This is a genomic window from Parabacteroides sp. PM6-13 (genome assembly GCF_029892605.1).
Taxonomy (GTDB): Bacteria; Bacteroidota; Bacteroidia; order Bacteroidales; family Tannerellaceae; genus QVMG01.
On sequence record NZ_JARXWF010000006.1, the window covers coordinates 256,989 to 269,481 of the forward strand.

At 43.6% G+C, this 12,493-nt stretch carries 4 protein-coding genes and 2 pseudogenes; 4 read left to right on the plus strand and 2 right to left on the minus strand.

Translation table 11 applies throughout. The features are described from left to right. Positions 1-7 precede the first annotated feature (7 nt). Positions 8-3,247 carry a TonB-dependent receptor gene (locus M2134_RS08030; RefSeq protein ID WP_280751835.1) on the minus strand — a complete coding sequence of 1,080 codons (3,240 nt, stop codon included), beginning with the start codon at positions 3,245-3,247 and terminating at the stop codon, positions 8-10. A 787-nt stretch (positions 3,248-4,034) separates the two neighbouring features. Here M2134_RS08030 and M2134_RS08035 point away from each other — a divergent pair. From M2134_RS08035 to yidC, 3 genes are all read left to right on the plus strand, one after another. Beyond that, positions 4,035-8,087: a hybrid sensor histidine kinase/response regulator transcription factor gene (locus tag M2134_RS08035; RefSeq protein WP_280751789.1), complete on the plus strand. Its 4,053-nt coding sequence runs from the start codon at positions 4,035-4,037 to the stop codon at positions 8,085-8,087. 155 nt (positions 8,088-8,242) lie between these two features. Beyond that, positions 8,243-9,856, plus strand: a complete 1,614-nt coding sequence (locus tag M2134_RS08040; protein ID WP_280751788.1) for a CTP synthase — start codon at positions 8,243-8,245, stop codon at positions 9,854-9,856. A gap of 21 nt (positions 9,857-9,877) precedes the next feature. Then, positions 9,878-11,788, plus strand: coding sequence for a membrane protein insertase YidC (yidC, locus tag M2134_RS08045; protein WP_280751787.1), 1,911 nt, complete (start codon positions 9,878-9,880; stop codon positions 11,786-11,788). Positions 11,789-11,881: 93 nt separating this feature from the next. On the opposite strand, the pseudogene M2134_RS08050 reads toward yidC, so the two are convergent. Continuing rightward, positions 11,882-12,142, minus strand: a pseudogene (locus M2134_RS08050) (hypothetical protein); the annotation flags it as partial. Between the two features lie 45 nt (positions 12,143-12,187). Between M2134_RS08050 and M2134_RS08055 the strand changes: the two are divergent. Continuing rightward, positions 12,188-12,493 (plus strand): annotated as a pseudogene (locus M2134_RS08055) (hypothetical protein); the annotation flags it as partial.

Sequence of the window (12,493 nt, forward strand, 5' to 3'; positions counted from 1 at the left end):
TTAAATATTAGAATGTCAAACTTAAACCCGCAGACCATGTTCTTGATAATGGATAGGCATTACCTCCCACTCCACCGGCACATGTTTCCGGATCGAATACGTCGAACAAAGGAGTCAGTGTAAAGACATTTTCACCCGACACAAACAAACGTAAATTTGAAATACCCCATTTATTTGTCAAAGAATTCGGCAATGTATATCCCAGTTGCAGGTTTTTCAGTCGCACATAGCGGGCATTCTGCATATAGCGAGTCTGCACCTGTTGATTTTTAGCGCCACTACTTACTATAGGACGAGGGAAATAGGCATCCGTATTGGCCGGAATAATCCTGCCATTTAATCCGGATTCTTCCGCACGGAAATAATCTTCATGCTGTACGAATCCACGTATGTGCCATTCGCTTTTGTTTCCTCGAACACCCCAGAAATAACCGCCCGGGCCTTCATTACCATCGTTGGCATTTCCACCAGGCCAATAATCATGTTTCAATACTCCCTGAAAGAATGCACGAAGATCGAATCCCTTATAGTCTGCCGTAAGGTCTAATCCGAAGAAATAATGCGGATTCGCATCTCCCAGTATCTTCAGGTCGCCATGGTCGTCCCAGGTACCTGCTCCGCCATCGATCTTACCATCATTATTCAGATCGGCATACATGATGTCGCCGGCGGCAAACTTCGATCCCAATGCATTTTGTCCGCCATTTGGAAGACTTGCCAGATGCGCATCCATTTCTTCCTGTGTCTTTGCGATTCCAACCGTTTCATACCCCCAAATTAGCCCTACTTTCTGACCTTCAATATAGTGTCCACCGACATCTCCGTTCCCTAATGTTCTCCGGATAGCGTTTGTCCGGTTACCCGGATAGCTGTCGATGTAAGTATCCTGATCCGACAAACTTGCCGTAATACCATATCCCAATCCATTATTCAAACGATCCCTCCAGGTAAGCGACAGTTCCCATCCTTGTGTATGTAAGTCGCAGTTGTTCGTTTTTGGAGGCGTAATACCCAACACGGAAGGAAGCGAAGGTGCCGGACCGATCATGTCTTTCGTGTAACGGATAAAATAGTCGAACTGACCGGATAGACGGTTATTAAACAACCCAAAATCCACACCTGCATTCCATTGTCCTACCGATTCCCAAGTCATTGTCTGACTGATCATATCTCCCACATAAGCTTTAGAAGATCTAACGTCGCCCAGTAGCCAATCTCCTGTACCCGATTGCATGGTCATCGTACGGTAGGTCGGATACCATGTATTGGTATTCTGATTACTCAATTGCCCGTATGAGAAACGAAGTTTCAACTGATTAACAGTATCAACCAACGGTTCCCAGAAACCTTCCTGTGCCATATTCCATCCCAAAGAGAAAGAAGGTGCCCATTGCCAACGGCTACCACGGCGGAAACGGGAAGAACCGTCGTAACGAAGATTTGCTTCAAACAGGTATTTCCCCATGTAATCATAATTCAAACGGCCAAAGAATCCGGCAATAGCCCATTCATTCTGATAACCATATATTTGCGAATCGTAAGCACTACCGTTTCCTTGCAAACCGGAGGTTAGGTTGAACTCTGGAAAGTCATTAAACATAATCCCCGCTCTTCTCACCGAATAGAAACGTTGATGCATATCTTCCGCCTGGAACCCACCCATGATTTTGAAGTTATGAACATCGTTGAAAGAATGAGAATATTCACTATAAATATTCAGGTTCCAATAGTCTTCTTTGGTATCGTCCTGATATAAATAGCTGGTACCATTGGTATTGTTCTCTGTTCCGTCAGGACGGTGTTCATAGGCAGGAAGTGTCACCTCTTTGGTGTTGCTATTCATCGTGCTGTAATTGAACTCTATCTTTGTAATCCAGTTCTTAATCGGTTCGATCGTGAATGAACCCTGATGATAAGTACGGTCTGTCACCATTTCACGCTGGCCGCCCTTGGCTACGGCTAATGCGTTAGCTCCATAAATATGCCCATTAGGATCATACATCGGAATATTCGGCCAGTTCTGACGGCCATAATAATTATAATAGCTACCGGAGAAGGCTCTTGGACGCCATACGTCATTGCGCGTAAAACGAGTACTATAGCTAAACTTCAGCCAATCGGTCAATGTGGCCGTTATTTTTCCGGATACATTAAAACGATTCAAACCATCGTCTCCTATTTTCAACATACCTCCCTGATCCAGAAAATTAGCCGAAGCATAATAGGTCATACGCTCACTTCCGCCCGACACGCTGAGGTTGTGCTCTTGTGAAAACACCTGCGATTTATAGGTTTCCGCATACAAGTCAGTATTGGCATAACCTAAAGACCAGGGATCACTCCAAACATTCGGATTGTTAGGGTTCGGATCTAATCCACCGGTAAGTTTTCCCGCTTGGAAATCGAGCATTTTCTGCATTGTTTCATCTGAAAATTTAGCAGAGCCTCCATTGTTTATAATAGCCGTATTCATGAAATTGGCAAAACCATACGAATCCATTGATTCCGGCAAATTGATCGGACTGGCAACACGGAAACTATTATTATAATTCACCGAGACTCTACCGGTTTGTCCACTCTTTGTCGTGACAAGAATCACCCCAAACGGCGCGCGCGAACCATAAATAGAAGAAGAGGCAGCGTCTTTCAATACCGAGATATTTTCAATATCCTGAGGGTTAATGGTATTCAGGTCGCCTTCCATTCCATCGATCAGGATCAAAGGTTTACCACTGGAACCATCGCCAATAGTACCGGTTCCACGAACCGCAATATCCATTGTCTTATCGAGTTCTCCGGTGCTGGTCGTAATCTTCAGTCCCGGCACCACCCCTTGTAAGGCCTGCACAGCATTTGTTACCGGACGGGATTGAATATCCTTAGCCGTGGCAATCCCTACCGATCCCGTCAGGTTCACCTTCTTTTGTGTACCAAACCCTACGACAACCACCTCATCGAGCAGCTGATTGTCTTCTTCTAAAACAATGCGCATGCTTCCAGCCTGTGCCTTCACTTCCCTATTTTTATAACCAATGTAGGAAATCATCAAGGTCGCATTGGGCTGTACCCGCAAGGAGAAGTTACCGTCATAATCGGTAATTGTTCCATTGTTTGTTGTCCCTTTTTCCTGAATGGTTGCTCCAATAACCGGTTCGCCGGAAGGATCAGTCACCATACCGGTAACCGTTGTTTGTTGTGCAAATGCACCCACGGCAAAAAACATAAAAAACATACCCAGGAAGTACATCTTACGTTTTTTCCTTTTTGTCTCACTTTTTGCATCTAATGGAAAAGTGCAGTTTTTTGTTGTCATGTAATTTGTGATTTAAAGTAATGAATGAATACTAAGTAATTTTCTCTGAATAAATTCAATGGATCTCTAATGCATATTCGTACTAAATTTAGGTTGATAAATAGGCTATCATGCCCGGCATTTTCCAAGGGAACGATATCCGAGGCAAAGCTATGCAGGAGTTATGAAGGGGGGAGATGGTAAATTCAGCAAATAGCAAGGACAAATTAGTCTTTCTCAAAACGGGTGTATTGGTATCTCCGGATAAACCCTTTTTTGCGGTTCCCTTACAATTCGTAAGCTCCTTTCCTTTTTGGGGGATTCCCGACTATCATTTTGACAAAAACGCGGGAGTTTGCGCGCGAAATGGCAGGAGTTTGTAGAAAAAGTCCCGGGAGAAACATTTTTTAACGTATCATATTGTAAACCAAAACGCTAATTTTGCTTACACTTTGTATTTTAGCATTTAACTTTAATAAAGGTCAGATCAGAAGTAAAATGAAGATATACGACCCATCGATTCTTCCTCCGCCATAAAACAGCGGGTAAATCAGGCATTCTTAAAGGGTAAAATAGGCAATCACAGAAGATATAAAGAACTCAAACCACTACAACACAACACATTATCAAACGTTCGCTTATAACCAAAAGATGGTTCTTTTTCATGCGGCTTCTGTTTTACAAGTATTTCTTGTATTTTTGTAGATAGACAACATCCCATGGTTTTTAAAATCATTCACCTATGTTTTACCGGCACTGCTTTTATTATTGCTTCTTCTTACTAATGTTCTCTATTACAGGAGTTGCGCAAAGCTACTCATTCAAGCACTTAAGCGTTGAAGACGGGCTATCGAATAACTATGTAAAAGATATAATACAAGACGGACAAGGGTGTATCTGGGTGGCGACCGAATCAGGATTAAGTCGTTTTGACGGGAAGCATTTTACGACCTACGAAGAAAATACATCCGATATAATCAGCAACGCGCTAAATGCGCTTTTATACGATCCTTCCGAAAATAAATTATGGATAGGCACGAAAAGTGGGTTAAGCTTGTTTGATTGCCAGACACAAGAGTTTAACAACTACGATAGTGAGAGGAGTCCGAAAATTGAAAATGTAGCTCATCTATGCTATGCCACAGACAGCAGCATCTGGATAACCAGTCATAACGGAGGACTCTTTTTGTACGACAGAAAGAAAAAAGAATTTTACTCTTATTCTACCGACAGTAATATAGAGGAAACAAACTATTCTCATTGGACTTCATTCGATGACGGGAAAGGCAAGTTGTATTTAGGGCATGCCCGAAAAGGGTTATCGATTATTGATCTGGAAACCCATGAAGTACGAAACTATCTTCACGACCCCAATAATCCCAAAAGCTTGCCGGGTCACAGTGTTTATTCTATTCTGATCGACCATCTGCAAAATATATGGATAGGCACAAACCAAGGGCTCGCTCTGTTCTATCCGCAAACAGATGAATTTTTATGTTTTAAACATGACCCGGGAGACCCCTACTCGCTTATCGCAGACCATATATACAACATCAAAGAAATGAATGATGGCAGTTTATGGATAGCCTGCGATATTGGTGGTATCAGTATATTGGATTTACACAATATTAGTTTTATGAATCCGGAAAATGTCCGGTTTTTCAATATTTCTGCTTCAAGTGACAATACGGGTACTTCTTCTAACAACATCAGAAGCCTATTGCAGGATTCGTTTGGTAATATATGGATAGGCAACTACAGCAGTGGTGTAGACTTTATCAGCCACAAGCAACCGGCATTTCATATTCTCCCCTATATCGAGAAAGGCGATATTCCCAAAAACAAACCAGTATGGGGGATTTGTTCCGACAAAGAACACCAGGTATGGATGGGTAGTGAGAATGAAATAGCTCTGTTCAGAAACAACACACTAATAAAAGCCGTCTCTATTACCGAGCACATCAACAGGCCTTATGCCCAGGTATTTACCATGAAATGTAACAAGCAAGGATTGCTATGGCTGGGAATTTATGATGATGGATTATTGACTTATAATATACAAAATAACCAATTCAAACGTATAGAACTGGATATTGAAAATATGGATATCATTACCTTCTATGAAGACAATGACGGTAGGATGTGGATTGGAGCAGAATATGGGCTCTACTCCTATTTTCAAGGCACATTATATAAAGAAGAGGATATTATCAGCCAACTTCGGGATTGGTCGACCTATGGGATTACACGTGACCGACAGGGCAAATTGTGGGTCGGAAGCTATGGAGGTGGAATTTGTATTTTTGACCGGGAGAACCAATTAGTAGAAACGCTCTCTACCGAGAAAGGGTTTTGTTCGAACTCAATCAGCCACCTGATTACAGACTCGAAGGGAGGAATATGGGCTGCGACACGTAATGGAATCGGCTATATTAAAGACACAAACCACCCGGATCAATTTGAATTATACAATTATAAACAGGGGCTCACGGAAACGCACGTACGCGCTCTTTTTGAAGACGAATCAGGCAATATATGGCTGAGCACCAACGATGGTATCTCCTTCTGGAACAACAAGAAACAGACATTTGATAATTATGACTTCCGCGATGGCATCCCCTCTGGAAACTTCATTGAGGGCTCCAGTTGTTCCACGCCAGACGGAACTATTTACTTCGGATCGCTGAACGGTGTATGTTATTTCAAACCCGGAGATCTTTCTAATGTGCAACAGGTCGCACCTGTCCAGATCATCGATTGCAGAGGTTTTAACAAACAGATAGAAAGCCGAAGCGATGAATATATTATCCCTTTATCGAACGGGCGCATCCGCCTCCCTTACGACCGGAATACCTTCCGAATCTCCTACACTGTACCCGACTACTCCCAAAGCCGGCAGGTAGAATACGCTTATAAGATGGAAGGATTGGAAAATGCCTGGTATAACACACAGGGGGAAAACCAGATCACCTTCCGGAACCTTTCACCGGGGGAATATACATTTTATGTAAAAGCCAAATTGAGGAATCAGGAATGGGACGAAACACATAGGGCGTCCGTCGCTATTCTGATCACTCCCCCCTTATGGCTTACCTGGTATGCCAAACTGTTTTATCTCCTGATCTTTCTATGGGTGGTCTTTTTCCTGCTTCGCCTGTATAAAAACAGATTAGATCTGAAAACCTCGCTGGAACTGGAAAGAAAAGAGAACCTGAATAAGCAGGAGTTGAATAATGAACGACTGCGTTTTTACACCAATGTGACCCACGAATTGCGCACACCACTCACATTAATTCTGGGTCCACTGGAAGATCTAATTAATGATCGCGGCTTGCCATCGCCTTATAACCAAAAAATAAGTACCATACACCGCAGCGCGCTCCGACTGTTAAACCTGATCAACCAGATACTCGAATTCCGAAAAACAGAAACACAAAACCGCCGGCTGACAGTCAGCAAAGAGGATTTAAGCCGGTTGGTGAGAGAGATCGGTCTACGCTACAAAGAGCTTAATCAAAATGATAAAATAGATTTCCGGATAATAATTGAAACAAAAGAGGTTGTCTTGTTTTACGATGTCGATATGGTGACAAGTATTTTGAATAACCTATTATCTAATGCGATAAAATATACAACAGAAGGAGAAATCAAGCTCATCATGCGCTCTGTTGCTGAGGAAAACAATATATATACGGAAATAGAAGTAAGGGATACGGGATACGGGATCGATGAGAAGGCTATCCCCTACATTTTCGACAGGTATTATCAGGCAAAAGGAAAACATCAGGCATCAGGCAGTGGCATAGGGCTCGCTCTTGTAAAATCATTGGTCGAATTACATGAAGGGATCCTGTCGGTAGAGAGCCATTTGGGTGAAGGAACAACATTTCGGTTTCGTTTGTTAACGGAAAACACCTACCCAAACGCCCTGCATGCAGAAAACAAAATAGAATCAGAAGTAACACAAGATCTGGCTACTCAAACAAAGCAGGAAGAAAAAGAAGGCGAATCATGTCCTATTATTCTTGTTATTGAAGACAATGATGATATTCGTGACTACATTGCCACATCGCTTTCTCCCCATTATATCGTTCACGTGGCAACTAACGGAAAAGAGGGGCTGCAGTTAGCGCAAAAAGAGATTCCTAATATGATTGTCAGTGACATCATGATGCCGGAAATGGACGGATTGGAATTCTGTCGTCTGATAAAGGAAGATATACGCACCTGTCACATTCCCGTCATTTTGTTAACAGCCAAAGATTCCATCCACGACAAAGAAGAAGGATATGAAAGCGGCGCGGATTCCTATCTCACCAAACCATTCAGTGCCAAATTATTGTTAAGCCGTATCCACAATCTACTGGAATCCAGGCGAAGGCTTGCCAATATAGTTTCCGCTCATTCGAATGGAATAAAACCATCCTTAACCGACCATCCGGAAGAGGGAATGAGAATAAACCCACTGGATGAAAAGTTTTTAAACAAAATCACTCAACTCATTGAAGAGAACCTGGACTGGGACAAACTCGACATTGCCTTTTTAAAGGATAAAATGAATATGAGTCACTCCACTTTCTATAGGAAGGTGAAAGCGCTTACCGGTATCTCTGCCAATGAATTTATACGAAAAGTCAGGCTGAAGAATAGCCTTCGTCTTCTGCTATCGGGCACCTATAATATTTCGGAAACGGCCTATATGATCGGCTTCAATGATGTCAGTTATTTCCGTCAATGCTTTAAAGAAGAATATGGAATAAGTCCTTCCGAGTATGTAAAAAAAATGAAAGAGTAAACTTCATTTACTTATTAACTCATACCCTGCCACGCAATTTTTCCACGCCTCTTTCGCATAAATTAAACCCAACACCGTGGGCTATCTAAATGAAATTAATTAACTTTGTCGCTTTTACTACAAACAGCATATTAAGAAACTAAAATATTACTATCGTGGCAGATACAAAGTACATTTTCGTTACCGGGGGCGTCGTTTCTTCTTTAGGAAAAGGAATTGTTTCCGCATCACTGGGTAAATTGCTACAAGCCAGAGGCTATAAAGTGACCATCCAGAAGTTTGACCCATACATCAATATCGATCCGGGCACACTCAATCCGTATGAACATGGGGAATGTTATGTAACCACCGACGGGCACGAGGCGGACCTCGACCTGGGACATTACGAGCGATTCCTGAACGTGCAAACAACCAAAGAGAACAACATTACCACCGGTCGCATCTATCAAAGTGTGATCAATAAGGAACGCCGGGGAGATTTCCTGGGCAAAACCGTACAGGTGGTGCCGCATATCACCGATGAGATCAAACGGAATGTGAAGCTGTTAGGCTCAAAATACAAATTTGATTTTGTGATCACGGAGATTGGTGGAACCGTGGGGGACATCGAATCCTTACCGTATATTGAAAGCGTGCGTCAGTTGAAATGGGAATTGGGCAAAAACTGCCTTTGCGTACACCTGACCTATGTGCCCTACATTGCCGCGGCGAAAGAATACAAAACGAAACCGACCCAACACTCCGTAAAACAATTGCAGGAGCTGGGTATACAGCCGGACATCCTGGTATTGCGTACCGAACATGAACTAAACCAATCGATCACACGCAAAGTAGCCCTGTTCTGCAACGTGGCGGAGAATGCCGTTATGCAATCCATCGACGTGCCGACCATCTATGAAGTACCGTTGGTATTGCAACGCCAGAAAATGGACGAGATCGTATTACAACGCGTGGGACTCGAAGTAGGTCCGACCCCCGACATGAAGCAATGGAGAGCCTTCCTCGATAAGAAGGTGGCCGCTAAGAAAGATGTAAAAATCGGGCTGGTGGGCAAATATGTCGAACTGCAGGATGCCTATAAATCGATTGACGAATCATTGCAGCAAGCGGCTATTTACAACGGAAGACGATTAGATCTCCATACAATCCATTCCGAAAAGGTGAACGATAAAAATGTGGCCGAGCTATTGAAAGATATGGATGGCATCCTGATTGCTCCCGGATTCGGGCAACGGGGTATTGAAGGTAAACTGGCTTCCCTGAAATATGCGCGTGAGAATAATATTCCGCTCTTAGGCATCTGCCTGGGTATGCAATGCATGGTGATCGAATTTGCCCGGAATGTCTTAGGCTTGAAAGAGGCCAATTCGACAGAAATGGAACGGACAACCCCCTACCCGGTGATCGACCTGATGGAAGAGCAGAAGAATATTACCAACCTGGGCGGTTCGATGCGTCTGGGCGCTTACGACTGTGTATTGAAAGAGGGCTCAAAAACCTATGCCGCTTATGGAAAAGAACTGATCCAGGAGCGCCATCGTCATCGTTTTGAGTTCAATAACGAATACAAGGACGCGTTTGAAAAGGCCGGCATGTTGTGCGCGGGAAGAAATCCGGAGACCAACCTGGTAGAGGTAGTCGAACTGCCTTCACACCCTTGGTATGTTGGGGTTCAGTATCATCCGGAATACAACAGCACGGTGGTAAACCCGAATCCTCTTTTCCTCGACTTTGTGAAAGCAGCCATCGATAATCAAAAGAAAGACTGAATATACATCAACAGAATATAAATGGATAAGAATACAATTTTAGGGTTTATATTGATCGGGCTGGTCCTGTTTGTTTTCAGCTGGCTGAATCGGCCGACCCCGGAACAAATAGAAGCCCAACGCAGATATCAAGACTCTATCGCGAAGATAGAATATCTGCAACAAGTGGAAATAGAGAAAGAGGCAGTAGCCAAAGAGGCTGATCCCATTTCGGCAGAAGCAAGCGATTCGTTGCAACAAGTGCGCCTGCAAAACAATTTTGGTATTTTCGCCAATGCCCTGTCAGGTACGGAAGGATTTGCCACATTGGAAAACGAGAAGGTGGAGATCCGCCTGAGTAATAAAGGGGGACATGTAGCCTACGCCCGGTTGAAAGAGTACGACAACTACAATGGGGATCCACTGGTGTTGTTCGACAAGGATGAGGTCGTGTTTGACTTCACCCTAATCACGGCCAGCAATCGTATTTTAAATACCAGCGACCTCTTCTTTACACCGATAAAAGGAAACGATCCGAATAGCATCACCATGCGCCTGGCCACGGATACAGATAGTTACCTGGATTTCATCTATACATTAACACCCGACGACTACATGATGAGTTATTCCATCAAAGCAGTCGGGATGAATGGTATGTTGTCGCCATCGACCACCGCCTTGGATCTGGTATGGCGCCAGGACATCCGTCAGCAGGAAAAAGGGCGTAAGTTTGAAGACCGCTACGCCGCGCTCCACTACAAATTCATATCCGACGATGTGGAGAAACTGAGCGAAGCGAAGAACGACAGCAAAAAGATATCCAACCGCCTGAAGTGGATCGGATTCAAAGATATGTTCTTCTCTACGGTCTTGATCATTGATGGAGAAGGATTTGAAGGTACTACCTTGGAATCGAAGATGCTGAACTCCGATGTACACCTGAAGAACTACAAAGCGACAACCGCTGTACCTTTTGATATACAGGGACGCGAGTCGACCGACTTCACCTATTACTTCGGGCCTAACAGCTATGCTTTATTGAAAGCCTACGACAAAGGGGTATCTAAGGATCAGCAACTCGACCTGGAACGTATCGTATCGCTCGGAAGCAGCGTTTTCCGTTGGGTGAACCAGTATTTCATCATCCCGTTGTTTGACTTCCTGGGACGCTACTTCAACAATTACGGACTGATCATCTTCCTGTTGACCCTGGCGGTTAAGATTGTGATCTTCCCATTGACCTACAAATCATATATGTCATCCGCCAAGATGCGTGTATTGCGTCCGCAGGTAGAAGAGATCAATGCCAAATACCCGGGTGAAGCCAAAGCAATGGAAAGACAGAAGGCAACGATGGAGCTCTACAGCCGAGCCGGCGCCAGTCCGATGAGCGGCTGTGTACCGATGCTTCTGCAAATGCCGATCCTGATCGCCTTGTTCATGTTCTTCCCGTCGGCGATTGAATTACGCCACGAAAGTTTCCTCTGGGCAAAAGACCTTTCAACCTACGACGCGATCGTGAGCTGGAACACCTATATTCCGTTGATCACTCCCTACTTCGGGAATCATATCAGCTTGTTCTGTTTGTTGATGACTGTCACACAGATCATCTATACGAAGTTCAATATGGAAATGACCAATACCGGGCAGCAACAAATGCCGGGTATGAAGGCGATGATGTATTTCATGCCATTGATGTTCCTGGTATTCTTCAACCAGTACGCCTCCGGTTTGACCTATTATTACTTCATCTCCACCCTGATGACCATCGCGCAAACCATCGCCTTCCGCTTCCTTATCAACGAAGAGAAGCTTCTGGCCAAACTTGAGTCCAACAAAAAGAAGCCGCAAAAGAAATCAAGCTTCATGAAGCGTCTCGAAGAAGCCCAGAAACAACAAGAAGAGGTTCTGCGCAAACAAAAACAACAGCAACAGCAACAACGCAAAAGATAATAGCTAAAAGCGCGTAATCTCCAAAAAAAAATCCCAACTGTATCTGAAACAGTTGGGATTTTTCTTTCTATACGTCTTTCTATACGGATCGGATCATTCAATATCCGGCTTTTCATTTTCCGGCAACAAATAATCAGAAGCTTTCTCCGGTGAGATAACAGAGCGTCCGAGTTGTGATTCAAGCTGATCTCTTGCTGCTTTAGCGACACTACCACCACTTTTTGCAGTAGCAGCACTTTGCTTAAAGCCTTTGGGATTTCTCTGTTTTGATATTTCTGAAGTAGAGGCTTCCGCAAGAGTATTCAAGGCAATCTCAAGATTTGTCATATTATCACGGAGACTCTCTTTCCTGACTTCGTCGCTTCATTTATCCTCTTTTTATAACATGCAAGAAGATAAGTGGTTGCATTTTTGCTTCACCCTATTTTGGGTGAATCGAAGCTTTTTTTAACTATATTCGCTGCTATGTTTATACGCAGACGGAAAAACAAATCAGGTAGTACAACGATTGTTGTCGTTGATAAGAGCAATGGTCGGTTCACAGAACTGTATAAAGTTGGTACCAGTAAAGATGAATCCGAGATATTAGAACTAGTATCTCATGGCAAAAAGTGGATTCGCTCTAAAGAGTTATCCATTCAACCTGAGTTAGATCTCTATGGTGAGGAACGTGAAGCCAAATCAGAAGAGCTGGCAACAGTAGAG